Here is an 18,773-nt window from a genome sequence, read left to right as displayed (position 1 = left end):
ACCCTAGTGCGCGGCCCCGACGCCCCCGGCGCGCAGGTCGAAGTCGTCGTCGCGGTGCTCCGTCGTGCGCGGGGTGCCCGGCCCCGCCTGCGCCAGCTCGACCTCGCGCGCCCGCAGATCGACGCGGCGGATCTTCCCCGAGGTCGTCTTCGGCAGCTCGATGAACTCCAGCCGGCGCACCCGGAGGTACGGCGGCAGCTGCTCGCGCGCGTGGGCCAGGATCGACCGCGCCGTCTCGGCCGTGGGCTGCTGACCGGGGACGAGGGTGACGTACGCCTTGGGGACCGCGAGCCGCACCGGATCCGGCGCCGGCACCACGGCGGCCTCGGCGACGGCCGGGTGCTCGATGAGCACCGACTCGAGCTCGAAGGGCGAGACCTTGTAGTCGGAGGCCTTGAAGACGTCGTCGGTGCGGCCGACGTAGGTGAGGTAGCCGTCGTCGGCGCGGGCGGCGACGTCGCCGGTGTGGTACCACCCGCCGTGCATCGCCTCGGCGTTCCGCTCCGGGTCGCCCTGGTAGCCGCTCATCAGGTTCACCGGCGCCGCCGACAGGTCCAGGCAGATCTCGCCCTCGCCCGCCCCCTCGACGACCTGACCGGTCACCTGGTCCACCAGCACCACCGGGACGCCCGGCAGCGGGCGGCCCATCGAGCCGGCGCGGACCGGCTGGCCGGGGGTGTTGCCGACCGACGCGGTGCACTCGGTCTGCCCGAAGCCGTCGCGGATCGTGAGGCCCCAGTGGTCGCGCACCTGCCGGATCACCTCGGCGTTGAGCGGCTCGCCCGCGCCGATGGCCTCGCGCAGGCTGCCCGGACCGCCGGTGAGGTCGGCGTTGATGAGCATCCGCCACACCGTCGGCGGTGCGCAGAACGTCGTCACCCGCTCCTCGCGCAGCACCCGCAGCATCGCCTCCGGGTCGAACCGGCGGTAGTTGCTCACCAGCACCGTCGCCTCCGCGAGCCACGGCGCGAAGAAGCTCGACCAGGCGTGCTTGGCCCACCCCGGGCTCGAGACGTTCAGGTGCACGTCGCCGGGCCGCAGCCCGAGCCAGTACATCGTCGTGAGGTGCCCCACCGGGTAGGACCGGTGCGTGTGCTCGACGAGCTTCGGCCGGCTCGTCGTGCCGCTGGTGAAGTAGAGGAGCAGCCGGTCGTCGCTGCCGTTGCCCGGGTGCGGCACCGGCCGCGGCTCGAGGTCGTACGCCGCCCGGTGGTCCACCCAGCCGTCGACCTCGCCCACGGCGAACCGGAGCAGCCCCCGCTCGAGTCCCGCGAGCTTGCCGGTGTCGGCCGGGTTGCACACCACCGCCCGCGCGTCGCCGCGCTCGACCCGGTCGGCCAGCTCGGCCGGCGTGACCGCGGTCGTCGTCGGCATCACCACCGCGCCGAGCTTGAGCAGCGCGAGCATCGTCTCCCACAGCTCCACCTGGTTGCCCAGCATCACCAGCACCGCGTCCCCGCGGCCGACGCCGTGCGCCGCCATCGCCGCGGCCACCTGGTCGGAGCGGTCGACCAGCTCCGCGAACGAGTACGCCGCCCGGCTGCCGTCCTCCTCCACGATGACCAGGCCCGGCCGGTCGTTGCCGCGACCGAACGCGTCGAACCAGTCGTGCGCGAAGTTGAAGTGCGGACCGACGTCGGGCCAGCGGAAGTCGGCCACCGCCGCGTCGTACGCCGTCCGGTTCCGCAGGAGCGTCTCCCGGGCGCGGCGCAGCTCCTCGGTGGGCGTCGTGGCGGCAATGGGGATCATGCGTCCCAGCGTCAGTGGCCCGAGACGACCGTCACACCCCCCGATGGGGGTGCACCACCTGGCGCCACCAGCGGATGGCCCGTCGACGGACGGGCAGAACCGCCGTGCCGGCCGCACCGACCTGCGGCGACGTCACCGGTCGAGGGACTTCTGCCCGTTCGACGACGGTCCGCGGACGAGGCGCTGACGTACTCCAGCCGCGGGTGGCGGCAGGAATCAGGGGACGAGGCGGCGACGGCGGGCCTCGGCGACGGCCTCGTGGCGGCTGTGGACGCCAAGGACGACGAGGATGTCGCGCATGTAGGACTTCACGGTCTGCGGGGACAGCCCGAGGCGCTCCCCGACGGTGGCGTAGCTGGCGCCGGTGGCGACGAGGGAGAGGACGTCGACCTGCCGCGGGGAGAGGGCGAGGTCGTCGGCAGGGCCGAGGACGAGGAGCGCGGCGAGCCGGTCCAGCCGCTCCCGCAGGTCGGGGTCGGCCGTCCTCCCGACGAGGGCACGGACCTCCGCGTGGGCGTGGCCGAGGGCGACGGCCGCCTGGCTGTCGTGGGCCCGCCGTGCGGCCAGGCGCCGCTCGACCTCGTCCTCGACGGCGATCTCGCGGGCGAGCGTCCGGGCGGCGGCGACGGCGGCCTCGCGCAGGCGGTCGCCGGTGACGGGGAGACCCCGCGTGCCGGCGTACACGACGCCCCGCAGGACCCGGTCGACGATGACCGGCGCGCCGGCCACCGTGCGCAGGCCCTCGGACCGGACCGGCTCGTCGTAGTCGTGGGAGATGTCGGTCGCGAGGCCGTAGTCGGCGACGACGAGTGCGTCGGACTCCTGCCAGACGCGGCCGCCGAGGCCGGCGCCGGGGCGGACGAGCAGGCCCTGCAGGGCGCCGGTCCGGGATCCCACGACGTGGGTCAGCCGCAGCCCGCCCGGCACCACGGCGCCGCCGAAGACCATCGGCGCACCGGTCCGCTCCCGCAGCGCACCGAGCGCCGACGCCCACAGGCGCGTCTCCTCCGCCCTCGGGTCCACCGACCGCCTCCCTGCTCGCTCGGGCCAGCAGGGTAACCCTCGTCCCGCGCCGCGGTGCTGCGTCGCCAGGGCTGTCGCTCAGGCCTCCGGCGCCGGCCGGCTACGCCGGTCGTTGACCTCGAGCAGCGCGATCGCCACGATGACGGCCGCGAAGCCGAGCGCCGCCCCCAGGGTCGCCAGCCCCTTGCCCACCGCGGCGTCCGCCGGCGCCGGTGGGGCGTCCTGCATCTGCACGCCCACCACCACCAGCAGCACCGCGTCGACGACGAGCACCAGCAGGACCAGTCCGAGAGCCTTCGCCATGCGCCGACCCTGCCAGTCGGGGCGCGCCCTCGGGCCGCTGTCCACAGGTGGACAGCGGAGGCGGTCTATTCTTGACTTGTTCCAGAAAGGGCGAGAGGGTGGGGGCATGACGACGCCGGACTTCGCAGCGGTGCTGCGCGAGGCCTCGCTCAGGGTCACCAAGCCCCGCCTGGCCGTGCTCACCGCCGTGCACGAGCACCCGCACGCGGACACCGACACGGTGATCGGGCACGTGCGGGCCGACCTCGGGGCGGTGTCCCACCAGGCGGTGTACGACGTGCTCCGCGCGCTCACCGACGCGGGCATCGTCCGGCGGATCCAGCCGGCCGGCGCGACCGCGCGCTACGAGTCGCGGGTCGGCGACAACCACCACCACCTGGTGTGCCGCTCCTGCGGCGCGATCGCCGACGTGGACTGCTCCGTGGGCCACGCTCCCTGTCTCACCGCCTCCGACGACCACGGCTTCGTGGTCGACGAGGCGGAGGTCGTCTACTGGGGCACCTGCCCCGACTGCGCGGCCGCCAGCAGCACCAGCACGACCGACCACATCCGTTCCACCACCACCTCCCACCAGTAACGCAGCCGGAAGGAAGTAGATGACCCAGGACGACAACGCCCCCGTCAGCCCGCAGGGGGTCGACCGCAAGGCCGAGGCCGGCTGCCCGGTCATGCACGACTCCGCCGCCGCGCACGGCAGCGAGAGCGAGAACCCCGCGATCGACTCGCCGACCCCGGCGACGAACCGCCGTCCGCACACCAACCAGGACTGGTGGCCCAACAGCCTCGACCTGACCCCGCTGCACGCGCACTCCTCCAAGAGCAACCCGCTCGGCCCGGACTTCACCTACTCCGAGGAGTTCAAGAAGCTCGACCTCGCCGAGCTGCGCCGTGACGTCGTCGAGGTGCTCAACACCTCGCAGGACTGGTGGCCCGCGGACTTCGGCCACTACGGCGGCCTCTTCATCCGGATGAGCTGGCACGCGGCCGGCACCTACCGCATCTACGACGGCCGCGGCGGCGCGGGCGAGGGCTCGCAGCGCTTCGCCCCGCTCAACAGCTGGCCGGACAACGCCAACCTCGACAAGGCCCGCCGCCTGCTGTGGCCGGTCAAGCAGAAGCACGGCCAGAAGATCTCGTGGGCGGACCTGCTGGTGTACGCCGGCACCGTCGCGATGGAGGACATGGGCTTCCAGACCTTCGGCTTCGGCTTCGGCCGCGAGGACATCTGGGAGCCCGAGGAGATCATCTGGGGTCCCGAGGACACCTGGCTGGGCGACGAGCGGTACGCCGGCGAGCGCGAGCTCGAGGAGACCCTCGGCGCGGTCCAGATGGGCCTCATCTACGTCAACCCCGAGGGCCCGAACGGCAACCCGGACCCGCTGGCCTCGGCCCGCGACATCCGCGAGACCTTCGCCCGGATGGCGATGAACGACGAGGAGACCGTCGCGCTCATCGCCGGCGGGCACACCTTCGGCAAGACCCACGGCGCCGGCGACGCCGACCTCGTGGGCCCGGAGCCGGAGGCCGCCCCGCTCGAGGAGCAGGGCCTGGGCTGGAAGTCGTCGTTCGGCTCCGGCAAGGGCAAGGACGCCATCACCTCCGGCCTCGAGGTCACCTGGACCTCCACGCCGACCCGGTGGAGCAACGACTACTTCAAGTTCCTCTTCAAGTACGAGTGGGAGCTGGAGAAGAGCCCGGCCGGTGCCTGGCAGTGGGTCGCCAAGGACGCCGACGCGATCATCCCCGGCCCGACGCCGGACTCGCCGCCGCGCAAGCCCACGATGCTCACGTCGGACCTCGCGCTGCGGATGGACCCCGACTACGAGAAGATCTCGCGCCGCTTCCTCGAGAACCCCAACGAGTTCTCGCAGGCCTTCGCCAAGGCCTGGTACAAGCTGCTGCACCGCGACATGGGCCCGGTCGACCGCTACCTCGGTCCCTGGGTGCCGGAGCCGCAGCTGTGGCAGGACCCGGTCCCGCCGGTCCAGGGCGAGCTCGTCGGTGACGCCGACGTCGCCGCGCTGAAGACCGCCGTGCTCGAGTCCGGCCTCACCACCGCCGAGCTCGTCTCGACCGCGTGGGCCTCGGCCGCGTCGTTCCGCTCCACCGACAAGCGCGGTGGCGCCAACGGTGCGCGCATCCGCCTCGAGCCGCAGCGCGGCTGGGCGGTCAACCAGCCCGAGCAGCTCGGACGCGTCCTCGAGAAGCTCGAGGCGATCCAGGCCGAGTTCAACGCCAAGGGCGGCGCCCAGGTCTCGCTGGCCGACCTCATCGTCCTCGCGGGCTCCGCGGCGGTCGAGAAGGCCGCCAAGGACGCCGGCGTCGAGGTCGAGGTGCCGTTCCACGCGGGTCGCACCGACGCCACGCAGGAGCAGACCGACGTCCACTCCTTCCGCGTCCTCGAGCCGCGGGCCGACGGGTTCCGCAACTACCTGCGGTCCGGCGAGAAGCTCCAGCCGGAGAAGCTGCTGGTCGAGCGCGCCTACATGCTCGACCTGACCGCGCCGGAGATGACCGTCCTCGTCGGCGGCATGCGGGCGCTCGGCGGCAACGTCGGCGGCGCCCAGCACGGTGTCCTCACCGACCGTCCGGGCGTGCTCACCAACGACTTCTTCGCCAACCTGCTGGCCCCCGGCACGCAGTGGAAGGCCTCGGAGTCGGAGGAGAACGTCTACGAGATCCGCGACGCCGCGAGCGGCGAGCTGAAGTGGACCGCCACCGCGGTCGACCTGATCTTCGGCTCCAACTCGCAGCTGCGCGCGCTCTCGGAGGTCTACGCCAGCGACGACGCCCGCGAGAAGTTCGTGCGCGACTTCGTCGCCGCCTGGACCAAGGTCATGGAGCTGGACCGCTTCGACCTGAAGTGACCTGCACCTAGGTCCCCGCACCACGACCGAGCCCGGTCACCCCGCGTCAGGGGTGGCCGGGCTCGTCCCGTCCGGGGGCGGTGGCCGATCCCACATCGACCTCGGGACTCGTCCCCACCGGCGTTCGGTTGAGCACTGCATGACCTTCGAGCTCCCGCTGTCCGCCGACGCCCAGGCCCTCCTCTTCCGCGACGCCCGCACCGCCAACGCGTTCACCGACGAGCCCGTCACCGACGAGCAGGTCGCCGCGATCTACGACCTGGTGAAGTACGCGCCGACCGCGATGAACACCCAGCCGCTCCGGATCGTCCTGGTCCGTGAGGGCGAGGCCCGCGAGCGGCTGCTCAAGCACATGTCCGACGGCAACCGGGACAAGACCGCGAGCGCGCCGCTGGTGGCCGTGCTCGCCGCGGACACCGACTTCCACGAGCACCTGCCGCGGACCTTCGCCCACTTCCCGGGCGCGAAGGACGTCTTCGCCGACGACGAGGCGCGCGAGCAGGCCGCCCGCTTCAACGCCACGCTGCAGGCCGGCTACTTCCTGCTCGGCGTCCGCGCCGCCGGGCTCGCCGCCGGCCCGATGGGTGGCTTCGACGCCGCTGCGCTCGACGCCGACCTGCTCGCCGGCACGACGCTGCGGTCGCTGCTGGTCGTCAACATCGGTCGCCCGGCCGAGAACGCCTGGTTCGACCGCCTGCCCCGCCTCGAGCTCGACGAGGTCGTCCGCGAGGCCTGAGCCCCGACCTCGACCCCGACCCGGCTCCCGTCGCCCGCCTCAGCGGGCGGCGGGAGCCGTCGGGTCGAGACCGAGGGAGTACGTCGTCTGGGCGAGCACGGTGCGGGCCAGCTCGGGGTCCTCGCCGAGCCGGTGGCCATAGCTGGGGATCGCCTTCTCCAGCGCCGGGCGCCACTCCTCCACCCGGTCGGGGAAGCAGCGCGCCATCACGTCGAGCATGATCGGCACGGCCGTGGACGCACCCGGCGAGGCGCCGAGCAGGCCGGCGATGCTGCCGTCGCCCGCGGCGATCACCTCGGTGCCGAACTGGAGCACCCCGCCCTGGCCGGGCACGTCCTTGATGACCTGGACCCGCTGGCCGGCGGTGATCTTCTCCCAGTCCTCCGCCCGCGCGTCGGGGAAGAACGCCTGGAGCTCCCGCAGCTGGGACTTCTTCCCGGCCAGCAGCTGCTGGACCAGGTAGACGACCAGGCCGAGGTTGCGCAGGCCCGCCTGGAGCATCGGCCGCAGGTTGTGCAGCCGCACCGACCGGAGCAGGTCGAAGAGCGAGCCGTGCTTGAGGAAGCGCGGGCTGAACCCGGCGTACGGGCCGAACATCAGGCTCGGGGCGCCGTCGACGACGCGGGTGTCGAGGTGCGGCACCGACATCGGCGGGGCGCCGACGGCGGCCTTGCCGTAGACCTTGGCCTGGTGCCGGGCGACGACCTCGGGGTTCGTGGTGCGCCAGAACTCGCCGCTGACCGGGAAGCCGCCGTAGCCGCGGATCTCGTCGATCCCCGAGCGCTGGAGCAGCGTGAGGGCCTGGCCGCCGGCGCCGACGAAGACGAAGCGCGCGGTCGCGTCGAAGTCCTTGCCCGTGACGTGCCAGCCGCCCTCGGTGCGACGGAGACGGCGTACCTCGGTGCCGGTGCGCAGCTCCACGGCGCCGCTGTCGGCGAGGCCGGTGACGAGCTGGCGGGTCAGCGAGCCGAAGTCGACGTCGGTGCCGCCGATGGCGCGGGTCGCGGCCACCGGTTCGCTGCGGTCGCGGCCGGCCATGAGCAGCGGCGCCCACTCGGCGATGACGTCGGGGTCGGAGCTGAACTCGATGCCCGCGAAGAGCGGGTGGGAGACGAGCTGCTCGTGGCGGCGGCGGAGGTACTCGACGTTCTCGGTGCCCCACACGAACGACAGGTGCGGGGTCGGGCGCACGAAGGTGGCCGGGTCCGGCAGCGCGCCGCTCTCGACGAGGAACGCCCACAGCTGGCGGGTGACCTGGAACTGCTCGTTGACCTCGATCGCCTTGCTGACGTCGACCGAGCCGTCGGGGCGCTCCGGGGAGTAGTTGAGTTCGCACAGCGCGGCGTGGCCGGTGCCGGCGTTGTTCCACGGGCCCGAGGACTCCTGGGCCAGCTCGTCGAGCCGCTCGACGATGCCGATCCGCCAGGTGGGCTCCACGTGATGCAGCAGCGTGGCGAGCGTGGCGGACATGATCCCGCCGCCGACGAGCAGGGCGTCGTACGTCGTCGCCGGGCCCTCGTCGTCGGGCCGTCGGCCCGACGCGGGACCGCCGGTCGCGGCGAGGCGGGCTACATCGTTACCGTCGAGCTGCACGGGCCGTTCTCCTGAGTGCTCAGCCAGGGATTGCTTGCCAACGACCCACTCTGACGGGCCCATATCCCACCGCCGTCAGTGCCCCGTCCGGCAGGGTCCGTGGCTGAGAGGTGCGACACACGGTGGTGTCGGGGCTCCTCGCTACGCTCCCGGGGCCGGCATCGGCACCGGTTGCGGACGAGGAGGTGGGTACGTCGCGGCACGACCGTCCGGCACGGCGGACCGTCCTCGTGGCGGCCGGTTGCGCACTCGTCTCCGTCGGCATCCTGGTGCTCGGCGGGGCCGGCGGCGAGGCCGCTGCCGGCCTGCCCGACGCCGGCGGGACCGCCTGGTGGGTGACGGTCGCGGGGCTGCTCGCCCAGGCGCTCGCGCTGTGCTGGAGCCGGGTGCACCCACGGGCCGTGCTGCTCGCCGTCGGCCTGGTCCCGGTCGTCGTCGCCCTCGCCGGCGGCCGCGACGCGACCAGCCTGACCACGCTCGCCGTGGTCGTCGGGGTGTACGTCGCCGGCACCACGCACCCGCTGCGCGGGCTCGCTCCGACGCTCGCGGCGGTCGCGGTGCTCGTGACCGTGGCCGGGACGGTCGCGGCGGCGGACGGCGGGCTCGAGCCCTGGCCCGCGCTCGGCGTGGCCGCCCTGCAGACCGCGACCACGCTCGGGCTGGTGCTGCTCGTGACCAGCTGGGTGGCCGCGCTGCGGGAGAGCAGCCGGGCCCGCGAGGACGAGCGGCGAGCGCTGGTGCGCGAGCACGAGGCGCGGGTGCAGGCCGCCCTGGACCGCGAGCGGACCGCGATGGCCCGCGAGCTGCACGACATCGCCGCACACCACCTGTCCGGCATCGCGATCGCGGCGGCGGCGCTCGAGCGGCAGGTCGCCACCGACCCCGACGGCGCCCGGGACGCGGCCCGCCAGGTGCGCCGCCAGAGCACGTCGGTGCTGCGCGACCTGCGCAGCCTGGTCGGGCTGCTCCGCGACCGGGACGGCGCCGGCGGCGCGCGACCCGAGACGCTCGGCGGGATCGCCGACCTCGTGGCCGACGTGGTCGCCACCGGACGGGACGTGACGTGGACGGTCCTCGGCGACGCGGCGGCCGCAGAACGGGAGGTCGGGCCGCTGGCCCAGCTGGCAGCGTACCGCGTGGTCCAGGAGGCGCTCGCCAACGCCGGCCGGCACGCGCCCGGCGCGGCCTGCTCCGTCACGCTCGACGCGCGCGACCGGGCCGAGGTGACCCTGGTGGTGCGCAACGGGCCGGCGGTCGAGGACCCGCACCTGGTGACGGGTGGCGGGTTCGGACTGGTCGGCATGCGGGAGCGGGCGGAGCTGACCGGCGCTCGGGTCGACGCCGGCCCGACCGACGACGGCGGCTGGGAGGTGCGGCTGGTGCTGCCGCGCGAGGAGAAGACCCCGTGAGCGCCGCGAGCGTGCGGGTCGTGGTGGCCGACGACCAGGCGCTGGTCCGCGCCGGTCTCACCACGCTCCTCGGCGCCGAGCCGGACATCGAGGTCGTCGGCGTGGCCGCCGACGGCCGCGAGGCGGTCGACCTCGCGCGTCGGCTGCGGCCCGACGTGGTCTGCATGGACATCCGGATGCCCGTCCTCGACGGGATCGCCGCGACCCGCGAGCTCGCCGGGCCGGAGGTCGAGGACCCCGTGCCGGTGCTGGTGCTGACGACGTTCGAGATCGACGACTACCTCTTCGGCGCGCTCGAGGCCGGCGCCGCCGGCTTCCAGCTCAAGGACGCCGAGCCGGAGGTGCTCGTCCGGGCCGTCCGGTCGGTGGCCGCCGGCAACGGCACCCTGCACGACAGCCTCACCAAGCGGGTCGTCGGCGAGGTGCTGTCCCGGCGCCGCGCGCAGCCGGTCACCGCCGCCCGCAGCACCGACCTGCTGACCGCGCGCGAGCTCGACATCGTGCTGCTGCTCGCGCAGGGGATGTCGAACGACGAGATCGCCCGCGAGCTCGTGCTCGAGGTCTCCACCGTCAAGTCGCACCTCGCCCGGATCCTCCCCAAGCTCGGCGTCCGGTCGCGGCTCCAGGCCGCCGTCTGGGCCTACCAGAACCGGCTCGTGCGGCTGCCGGACTGAGCCCGGCACCCGCCCACACTCCGCCCCGCCGACCCGACACTTCCGCGCAATTGCGCGGTTTCAGCGCTCCGTCGGGCCGGAACGGCGACATTCCCGCGCAATTGCGCGGTCTTGCGCCCGGGACTGCCTAGCGCGCGGAGCCGGTCGACAGTCGTTCAATTGCGCCGCTTCAGCGCCTCGACGGGCCCGGACCCCGACATTTCCGCGCAATTGCGCGGTTGTGGCCGGCCCCGGGACGGCGGCGCAGGACCCGCCTCCATCGAAGGATGGAACTCGGGGGTTGGTCCCTTCGGCGCTCGATGGCGAGGGCCTCGGATCCCTAGCGTCGACAGGACCCCTCCACACCGACCTCGGGAGCCACGATGAGAGAACGACGCACGACCCGGACCGCCCTCCGAGCGCTGCTGCTCGGCGGCCTGCTCACCGCACTGCCCGCCAGCCTGCTGGCCGGCGCCCCCACCTCCGCCGCCCCGGCCAGCACGCCGGCCGCGGCACCTGCGGCGGCCTCGAGCGCCTCCCTGGAGACCCCCCGCACGACGACTCCCCGCACGACGACTCCCCGCGCGACGGCGGGTCGCGTGCCCGCCGTGCAGCGCCAGGTCGAGCGCCTGGTCGAGAAGGCCGGCTTCCCCGGCGCGACCATCACCGTCCGCGGCAAGGACGGGAGGGTCCAGACCTACCGGGCCGGGGCTGGCGACCTGCGCACCGGCGCCCCGATGCCGAAGGACGGCCGGGTGCGGATCGCGAGCAACACCAAGATGTTCACCGCCGTGCTCGTGCTGCAGCTGGTCGCCGAGGGCGAGGTGGAGCTCGACGCGAAGGTCGAGCGATACCTGCCCGGCGTCGTCCGTGGACCTGGCGGCGACGGGCGCAGGATCACCGTCCGTCAGCTGCTCCAGCAGACCAGCGGCCTGCCCGACTACGACTCGATCGTCATCGACGGCGGCGACGACCTGCGCTCGATCGCGCACACCTACTTCGAGCCGCACGAGCTGGTCGACGCCGCGCTCGCCGAGCGCCGGCAGCTCGCGCCCGGGAAGGGCTGGGCCTACAGCAACACCAACTACGTCCTGCTCGGGCTGCTCGCCCAGCGGGTGACCGGCCGCCCGATCGGCGAGCTGGTGCAGCGCCGGATCATCGCCCCGGTCGGCCTGCGCGACACCTACTGGCCGAAGCCGGGTGAGCAGCGCATCCGCGGCACCCACCCGCACGGCTACCACGCCGACGAGCCCGGCGGCGAGTGGCACGACCTCACCCGGATGGACCCGTCGCTCGGCTGGGCGGCCGGCCAGCTGGTGTCGACCCCGCGGGACCTCGGCCGGTTCATGGCCGCCCTGCTCGACGGCGACCTGCTGCCGCCGGCCCAGCTCGCCGCGATGAAGCGGACCGTGAAGGCGCCCGACTTCGAGCTGGACCCGGCCTGGCGCTACGGCCTGGGCCTGGCCCGCCACACCCTGCCCTGCGGCGTACCGGGCTGGGGCCACGGCGGCGACATCCAGGGCTTCGAGACCCGCAACCTCGCGACCGCCGACGGTCGCTGGGCCGTCGTCACCGTCAACGCCCTGCCGACCGAGCTGTCGATGCTGGAAGCAGTGGGCAAAGCCGTCGAGGTCGCGATCTGCCGCTCCTGACCTCAGCCCCCGCGCCGCCCCCGGCCCCACCCTCAGCCCCACCCTCAGCCCCACCGTCAACCCCGCGGCCGGTGCCACCTGACACCGGCCGCGGGGCAGCGTGGCAGGAGTTGCCATTCAGCGGCCCGGGCGCTGGAAGTAGCGTCGGGTCCATGTCCGCGATGCTCGACGACGTCCTGGTGCTCGACCTCACCCGCGCCCTGGCCGGCCCCCACGCCGCGATGATGCTGGGCGACCTCGGCGCCCGCGTGATCAAGGTGGAGAGCCCGACCGGCGACGACACGCGTGGCTGGGGCCCGCCGTTCGTCGACCCCGAGGACGCCGCGGAGACCGGGGCGTCGCGCGAGTCGACGTACTTCCTGTCGACCAACCGCAACAAGGAGTCGATCACCCTCGACCTCAAGGACCCCGCCGACCAGGACGTCCTGGCGAAGCTGGTCGCGCGGGCCGACGTGCTGATGGAGAACTTCCGCGTCGGCGTGCTCGACCGCCTCGGCTTCCCGGTCGAGCGGCTGCACGAGATCAACCCGCGGCTGATCGTCCTGCAGATCACCGGCTTCGGCCACGACGGCCCCGAGGCGAACCGCTCCGGCTTCGACCAGATCGCCCAGGGCGAGGGCGGCCTGATGTCGCTGACCGGCCTCACCGAGCCGACCAAGGTCGGCGTGCCGATCGCGGACCTGCTCGCCGGCATGAACGGCGCGTACGGCGTCGTCTCGGCCCTCTACGAGCGCGAGCGCACCGGCAAGGGCCGCGTCGTGCACACCTCGCTGCTCGCCGGCATGGTCGGCGTGCACGCCTTCCAGGGCACCAAGTGGACCGTCGCCAAGGAGGTCCCCGGCCTCGCGGGCGGGCACCACCCCTCGATCGCGCCGTACGGCATGTTCAAGTCCGCCACCGCGCCCGTGCAGATCGCCTGCGGCTCGGAGAAGCTGTGGCAGGCGTTCGCGAAGGAGTTCGGCATCGACCCCGCCGGCGAGGGCTTCGCCACCAACGCCGAGCGCGTGGCCAACCGCGACGCACTCATCGAGACCATCGAGGGCCTGCTCGCCGACGTCGACGCCGAGACCGCGCTCGCCCGGCTCGACGCCGCGGGCGTGCCGGCCGGCAAGGTCCGCTCGCTCGACGACGTCTACTCGTGGGAGCAGACGCTCTCCCAGGGCCTGCTGCTCGACGTCGAGCACTCCACGCTCGGCCCGATCCAGCTCCCCGGCTCGCCGCTGCGCTTCGACGACAACGCCCACTCCGGCGGCCGCGAGCAGCACGTCGCCCCGCCCACCCTCGGCCAGCACAACGAGTCCATCCGCGCCTGGCTCGACGAGGACTGAGCCCGGCACCGACCTCGTCGTCCACAGGCACGCGGTCGGTGCCGGGGTAGTCCGTGACGTTCGGCAGGGATCTCGTCCCGATCCACCTGCCGAACGTCACGGACTACCCGCGACGACCTCCTGCAGCACGCGCGCGGCAGTGGCGTACCCCGAGGTGTCGTCGCCGGTGAAGCTCAGCCGGACGTACGCCGCCGCGGGCTCGGTCGGGAACCACTCGTCCCCCGGAGCGACCCACACCCCGCGCGCCTCGCACGCGGCGACCACGCGGCCGACGTCGGTGCCGCCGGGGAGGTCGGGCAGCCGGCACCACAGGTGCAGCCCGCCGGTCGGCACGACCGCGACGTCGACTGCAGGGGCGTGCTCGCGGAGGGCTGCCACCAGCAGGTCACGCCGCTCGCGCAGCCGCGGCCGCAGCCGGCGCAGGTGGGTCGTCCAGCCGGGGTCGGTGACGACCTCGAGCGCGGCCTGCTGCAGCACGCCGCTGACGTAGAGCGACTCGGCGCCGCGGTCGGCGAGCAGCCGCTCGCGGACCGGCCCGCGCGCGACCAGCGCGCCCACCCGCACGGCGGGCGACACCGACTTGGTCAGCGACCGGACGTGCACGACGTGGCCGGCGTCGTCCTGGGCGGCGAGCGGGCGCGGGTCGGCGTCGATGCCGAGGTCGTGCGCCCAGTCGTCCTCGACGAGGAACGCTCCGTGCCGCCGAACCACGTCCAGCACCGCGGCGGAGCGCTCGGGCGACCACTGCACGCCGGTCGGGTTCGCCCAGGTCGGCTGCACGTAGACCGCCCGGGCACCGCTCGTCCACAGCGCCCGGTCCAGCTCGTCGGGGTCGAGCCCGCCGGCGTCGCCGGTGACCGGCACGGGGCGGACGCCGGCCTGGGCGGCGGCGAGGACGGCGCCCCAGTACGTCGGGGACTCGACCAGCAGCGGACCGCCCGCCGGCACGAGGGCTCGGAACACCGTCGTCAGCCCGCTCTGGGTGCCGGGCACGACCACCACGTCGGCGGCGGTCGGGACGGTCCGGTCGGCCGGGATGGCCGCCGCGAGGTCGGCCGCGAACCACGCCCGCAGGTCCGGCAGCCCGGCCGCCGGCGGGCGGGTCGTCGCCGCCGAGCCGCGGGCGGCCCGGGCCAGCGCCGAGCGCACCAACCGCTCCGGCAGCAGGCCCGGCTCCGGGTAGCCCGAGTGCAGCGCCACCGCGCCCTCCGGCGCCACCCGCATCGCACCGGCCACGCGCGGCAGCACCGCCCGCGGGGCACCGAGCGCACCGGTCTGCCAGCCGTGGTCCGGCGCGCGCAGCGACCGCGGCACCCGCACGAACGTGCCGACACCGGGCCGCGTCTCCACCAGGCCCTCGGCCGTCAGCACGCGCAGGGCCTTCTGCACGGTCACGGGGCTCGCCGCGTGCTCCACCACGAGCTGGCGCGTCGAGGGCAGCCGCGACCCCGGCGCCGCCGCCCGGATCCGGTCGCGCAGCACCTCGACGATCCGTGCGCTGCTACCGTGGTCCATGACAGGCAACGGTAGCGCTACTGCGCAGACGACCACGCCGATACCGAGTCCTCCGACAGCCTCCGCGGCAGGCCTCGCCTGGGGCGCCCTCGGCGTCGCCGCCTTCTCCCTCACCGTGCCGCTCACCCGCGTCGCCGTCGGCGGGCTCTCCCCGCTGCTCATCGGCGCCGGGCGAGCGGTCGTCGCCGCCCTCCTCGCCGCCGCGGCCCTCGGCCTCGCCCGCGCCACCCGCCCCGAGGGACGGCAGTGGACACGGCTTGCGGTCGTCGCGGGCGGGGTCGTCGTGGGGTTCCCGCTGCTGACGACGTACGCCCTGACCACCGTGCCGGCCTCGCACGGCGCCGTCGTCATCGCGCTGCTGCCCGCCGCGACGGCGGTCGTCGCCGTGCTGCGCACCGAGGAGTCGCCGACACCGCGGTTCTGGGTGTTCTCCGCCGCGGGGGCGGTGGCGGCCGTCGGGTTCGCGGTCGTCGGCGGCACTGGTGGCGCCGGGCTGCACCTTGCCGACCTGCTGCTGCTCGGGGCGGTGCTGGCCGCGGCGGTCGGGTACGCCGAGGGCGGGCTGCTCAGCCGGGAGCTCGGCTCCTGGCAGACGGTGTCGTGGGCACTGCTCGTGGCCGCGCCGCTCATGGTCGTGCTGACCGCCGTCGCGGTGGTCCACGAGCCGCCGGCAGGGACGGCCACCGAGTGGGCGGCGTTCGGCTACCTGGCGGCGGTGAGCATGTTCCTCGGGTTCTTCGCGTGGTACCGCGGCCTCGCCATCGGTCCGATGGCCCAGGTCAGCCAGGTGCAGCTCGTGCAACCGGTGCTCAGCCTGCTGTGGGCCGCCCTGCTGCTCGGTGAGGCGGTCGGCTGGCGCACCGGCCTCGGCGCGGTGGCCGTCATCGCCTGCGCGGCCGGGGCTGTGCGGTCCCGGCTGCGGTCGACCTGACGACGGAGGGCCCGACCGCGGTCGCGGTCGGGCCCTCCGGGTGGAACAGGTGGAGCGGGGTGCTGCAGGTCAGCCGAGGTCGACGATCGCGGCGACCGGGCCCCCGCCGTCGGGGCCCTGGTGGGCGGCGGAGACCGACACGAAGACGGCCGGGTCGCCGGTGACCGCAGCGGTCACGCCGCCGACGGTGGCCTTGATCTGGCGGTGCCAGTGCACGTCGGAGTCGTCGAGCATGGCGTTGCGGCGGCCGCGGACCTGGCCGTCGCCGGAGACCTCGCACTTGAGGAAGACGTTGACGAGCTTGCCGTCGAGGTCGGTGTGGTGCGGGCGCTCGGGCAGGTCGAGGCCGGCGTCCTTGATGGCCGCCCAGATGCCGTCCTGGTCCAGGGCGTCCTTCATGACCGAGTGGCCGATGCGGTAGCGGCCGCCGACGCCGGTCGCGTTGCCGACGACGACGATCTGCGCCTGGTCGAGCTCGACGCCCGAGGAGCAGGAGGCGACCGCGGAGTAGAGGTCGCGGTTCTTCATGACGTCCGCGTCGGTCGGCATGTCGATCTCGCCGAGGGCGACGGCGATGCCGAGGCCGGTGACGCCGTTGGAGAGGTCCATCGACTCGTGGGTGTGCTCGGTCCACACCTCCTTGCCGCGGCTGTGCGCGTCGCGGATGGTGTGGATCGTCAGCAGCGGGGTCTTGGTCTGGACGTAGTGGACGTCCTTGGGGTCGGAGATGCCGGCCCGCTCCATCGCGACCTTCACGCCGTCGGCGACCTTCTTGATCATCGCGACGTAGCCGATCTCCTCGGGGAGGATCGGCTCGCTCATCGCGAAGCCCACGGTCAGGCGCTGCTCCTGGCGGGTCGGGTCGTCCTCGGGGACGTCGACGGTCGCGAAGATCGTGGCGTGGGGGCTGATGACACCGTCGGTGCCGCCGGACCACACGATCGGGACCTGCTTGACCTGGTCGGCCGGGGCGCCCTTCTCGACGAGCACCTCGCGGAAGGCGCGGTCGGCGATGATCCGGGTGTAGTCGTTGACACCGCCGTTGCCCTCGGTCTTGCCGATGATCGCGATGACGCGGTCGGCGGCGAAGACGCCCTCGTCGATGAGCGTGGCCAGCTCCGAGGCGTCGGCGACGGAGTGGATCGGGACCTTGCGGACCTCGATGGCAGAAGGCATGGGTCAGGCTTCCTTTCGGTCGGGGACGACGATCGTCCCGGCGGTGCGGTTGGCGGCTGCGACGATGGTGCCGAGGTCGGTGATGACCCCAGTCCGCCCGGAGTGCTCGACGAACCGGCAGACGGCGTCGACCTTCGGGCCCATGGAGCCACCGGCGAAGTGCCCGGCGGCGGCGTGCTCACGCATCTGGGTGAGCGTGACCTCGCCGACGTCCTCGGCCTCCGGGGTGCCGAAGTTGAGGACGGCGTGCGCCACGTCGGTGGCGATCACGAGCATGTCGACCTCGATGTCGCGGGCGAGGAGCGCCGCGCCGAGGTCCTTGTCGATGACGGCCTCGACACCGGTCAGCGACCCGTCGTCGCGGCGCACGGTCGGGATGCCGCCGCCGCCGTTGGCGACGACGACGTAGCCGGCGTCGACCAGGGCGACGACCGCGGGGGCGTCGAGGACCTCGAGCGGCTCGGGCGAGGCGACGACACGTCGCCAGCCGCGCTCGCCCCGGTCCTCCCAGGTCTCGCCGTGCTCCATCATCCGCTTCGCCTCGTCGGCGGGCAGGTAGCGGCCGACGGGCTTGCTGGGCTTGCTGAAGGCGGGGTCGTCGGCGTCGACACGGGTGCGGGTGACCAGGGCGGCGGCGGGGCGGCTGATGCCGCGCAGCGCGAGGGCACGGTCGAGGGCGTTGACGAGGATGTCACCGATCGTGCCCTGCGTCTGCGCCCCGCACCAGTCGAGCGGGACCGGCGGGACGACGTGCGCGGCGACCTCGTTCTTCACCAGTAGGTTGCCGACCTGCGGGCCGTTGCCGTGGGTGACGATCACGTCGATGCCCTCGGCGACGAGGTCCGCGACGGCTTCCATGGCCTTCTCCGCGGCCGCGATCTGGTCCTCCGGTCGGGCCTTGCCGTCGGGCGACGTCATCGCGTTGCCGCCGAGCGCGAGGAGGATTCTCATGCATCGAACCTAGTGAGCGGCCTCACCTGCGTTCATCGTGCGGATCGGCCGAACCCGAGGCCGAGCGATGTCAACTTGTGCCAGCGAGCTCCCGCGCCAGGGTGGCACCGACCGTGGTGGGGGTCCGCCCGACCGTCGCGAGGAGCGCGGCGAGCGGCAGCGGGCCGGTCGGCAGGCCGTGGTCGTCGTAGTAGGCGAACATCGCGCGCAGCCACGTCCGCTCGCGGTCGTCGAGCCCGTCCCCGCGCCAGGCACCGGGGTCGGTGCGCCGCGCGGTGACCGGCCGGCCGAGCACCTCGCTCGCGGCGGCGCCCACGTGGGCGACGGTCACGGTGGCCGGGCCGCCGAGCTCGTACGTCGCGCCGTCATGGCCGGGCCCGGTCAGCACGACGGCCGTGGCCGCCGCGACGTCGTCGAGGTCGACCAGCCCGAAGGGGGTGTCGACGGCGTACGGCACCTCGAGGTCCCCGCCCTCGGCGGGGACGGCGCGGAGCGCGGCGACGAAGTTCTGCACGTAGGCGCAGGGCTGGAGGATCGTCCAGCGCAGGCCCGAGCGGCGCACCAGGTCCTCGGCGACCGCCTTGCCGAGGTGGTGCGGCATCGACGGCGCGTAGGGCGAGGCGACCGAGTGGTAGGTCAGCCGACCGATCCCGGCCTCGCGCGCGGCAGCGAGCACCGAGCCGACGTACGCCGGCTCGTCGGCGTGGAGGTTCGGTGCGATGACGTGGACGGCGTCGGCCCCGGAGAGCGCGGCCGGCAGGTCCTCGAACGCGGACCGGCCCAGGGGGCGTGCGGACACGCCTCCCTGGGCCAGTGCCGCGACCACGGCGCGACCGGTCTTGCCGGTCCCGCCGAGGACGGCGACGTGCATCTGGACTTCCGTTCCT

The 18,773-nt window shown here is 74.0% G+C and carries 16 protein-coding genes; 8 read left to right on the top strand and 8 right to left on the bottom strand.

The features are described from left to right. Positions 1–3: 3 nt before the first annotated feature. The 3 genes from H7344_RS14165 to H7344_RS14155 form a co-directional block, all read right to left on the bottom strand. Complete coding sequence (locus H7344_RS14165; protein ID WP_186346663.1) at positions 4–1,749, bottom strand: AMP-binding protein; 1,746 nt, start codon at positions 1,747–1,749, stop codon at positions 4–6. A 216-nt stretch (positions 1,750–1,965) separates the two neighbouring features. After that, positions 1,966–2,772 (bottom strand): helix-turn-helix transcriptional regulator, encoded by an 807-nt coding sequence (locus H7344_RS14160; RefSeq protein WP_186346662.1) that lies wholly within the window; start codon positions 2,770–2,772, stop codon positions 1,966–1,968. 78 nt (positions 2,773–2,850) lie between these two features. Beyond that, positions 2,851–3,075: a hypothetical protein gene (locus H7344_RS14155; protein ID WP_186346661.1), complete on the bottom strand. Its 225-nt coding sequence runs from the start codon at positions 3,073–3,075 to the stop codon at positions 2,851–2,853. 106 nt (positions 3,076–3,181) lie between these two features. Here H7344_RS14155 and H7344_RS14150 point away from each other — a divergent pair, with 106 nt between their 5' ends. The 3 genes from H7344_RS14150 to H7344_RS14140 all read left to right on the top strand — a co-directional run bounded on the left by H7344_RS14150 (position 3,182) and on the right by H7344_RS14140 (position 6,678). Continuing rightward, positions 3,182–3,652, top strand: a complete 471-nt coding sequence (locus tag H7344_RS14150) for a Fur family transcriptional regulator (protein ID WP_186346660.1) — start codon at positions 3,182–3,184, stop codon at positions 3,650–3,652. A 19-nt stretch (positions 3,653–3,671) separates the two neighbouring features. Continuing rightward, the gene (katG, locus tag H7344_RS14145) at positions 3,672–5,942 is read left to right on the top strand and encodes a catalase/peroxidase HPI (protein ID WP_186346659.1); all 2,271 of its coding nucleotides are present in this window, start codon (positions 3,672–3,674) and stop codon (positions 5,940–5,942) included. Between the two features lie 139 nt (positions 5,943–6,081). Continuing rightward, positions 6,082–6,678, top strand: coding sequence for a malonic semialdehyde reductase (locus tag H7344_RS14140; protein WP_186346658.1), 597 nt, complete (start codon positions 6,082–6,084; stop codon positions 6,676–6,678). A gap of 39 nt (positions 6,679–6,717) precedes the next feature. On the opposite strand, the gene mqo is transcribed toward H7344_RS14140, so the two are convergent. Continuing rightward, the gene (mqo, locus tag H7344_RS14135) at positions 6,718–8,271 is read right to left on the bottom strand and encodes a malate dehydrogenase (quinone) (RefSeq protein ID WP_229707189.1); all 1,554 of its coding nucleotides are present in this window, start codon (positions 8,269–8,271) and stop codon (positions 6,718–6,720) included. Positions 8,272–8,456: 185 nt separating this feature from the next. Here mqo and H7344_RS21245 point away from each other — a divergent pair, with 185 nt between their 5' ends. From H7344_RS21245 to H7344_RS14115, 4 genes are all read left to right on the top strand, one after another. After that, positions 8,457–9,680, top strand: a complete 1,224-nt coding sequence (locus H7344_RS21245; RefSeq protein ID WP_186346656.1) for a sensor histidine kinase — start codon at positions 8,457–8,459, stop codon at positions 9,678–9,680. Continuing rightward, the gene (locus tag H7344_RS14125) at positions 9,677–10,354 is read left to right on the top strand and encodes a response regulator (RefSeq protein ID WP_186346655.1); all 678 of its coding nucleotides are present in this window, start codon (positions 9,677–9,679) and stop codon (positions 10,352–10,354) included. The genes H7344_RS21245 and H7344_RS14125 overlap by 4 nt, the downstream gene beginning before the upstream one ends. Positions 10,355–10,716: 362 nt before the next feature. Beyond that, a complete protein-coding gene (locus H7344_RS14120) occupies positions 10,717–11,985 on the top strand; it encodes a serine hydrolase domain-containing protein (RefSeq protein WP_186346654.1) in 1,269 nt (422 codons plus the stop codon). A 152-nt stretch (positions 11,986–12,137) separates the two neighbouring features. After that, a complete protein-coding gene (locus H7344_RS14115) occupies positions 12,138–13,313 on the top strand; it encodes a CaiB/BaiF CoA transferase family protein (protein ID WP_186346653.1) in 1,176 nt (391 codons plus the stop codon). Positions 13,314–13,409: 96 nt separating this feature from the next. On the opposite strand, the gene H7344_RS14110 is transcribed toward H7344_RS14115, so the two are convergent. Continuing rightward, on the bottom strand, positions 13,410–14,828 hold the full coding sequence (locus H7344_RS14110) for an aminotransferase-like domain-containing protein (protein WP_186346652.1): 1,419 nt from the start codon (positions 14,826–14,828) through the stop codon (positions 13,410–13,412). Here H7344_RS14110 and H7344_RS14105 point away from each other — a divergent pair. Further along, positions 14,827–15,759: a DMT family transporter gene (locus H7344_RS14105; RefSeq protein ID WP_186346651.1), complete on the top strand. Its 933-nt coding sequence runs from the start codon at positions 14,827–14,829 to the stop codon at positions 15,757–15,759. The genes H7344_RS14110 and H7344_RS14105 overlap by 2 nt on opposite strands. A 69-nt stretch (positions 15,760–15,828) precedes the next feature. On the opposite strand, the gene H7344_RS14100 is transcribed toward H7344_RS14105, so the two are convergent. The 3 genes from H7344_RS14100 to H7344_RS14090 form a co-directional block, all read right to left on the bottom strand. Next, the gene (locus H7344_RS14100) at positions 15,829–16,935 is read right to left on the bottom strand and encodes a barbiturase (RefSeq protein WP_186346650.1); all 1,107 of its coding nucleotides are present in this window, start codon (positions 16,933–16,935) and stop codon (positions 15,829–15,831) included. A gap of 3 nt (positions 16,936–16,938) precedes the next feature. Further along, positions 16,939–17,886, bottom strand: coding sequence for a carbamate kinase (locus tag H7344_RS14095; protein WP_186346649.1), 948 nt, complete (start codon positions 17,884–17,886; stop codon positions 16,939–16,941). Between the two features lie 70 nt (positions 17,887–17,956). Further along, positions 17,957–18,757, bottom strand: a complete 801-nt coding sequence (locus tag H7344_RS14090) for an SDR family oxidoreductase (RefSeq protein WP_186346648.1) — start codon at positions 18,755–18,757, stop codon at positions 17,957–17,959. Positions 18,758–18,773 lie beyond the last annotated feature (16 nt).

The organism is Nocardioides deserti (assembly GCF_014266025.1).
In the GTDB taxonomy this organism is placed as follows: Bacteria; Actinomycetota; Actinomycetes; order Propionibacteriales; family Nocardioidaceae; genus Nocardioides; species Nocardioides deserti.
Note: the sequence above shows the minus strand (reverse complement) of the source record. Positions and strands in the feature narration are given on the sequence as shown.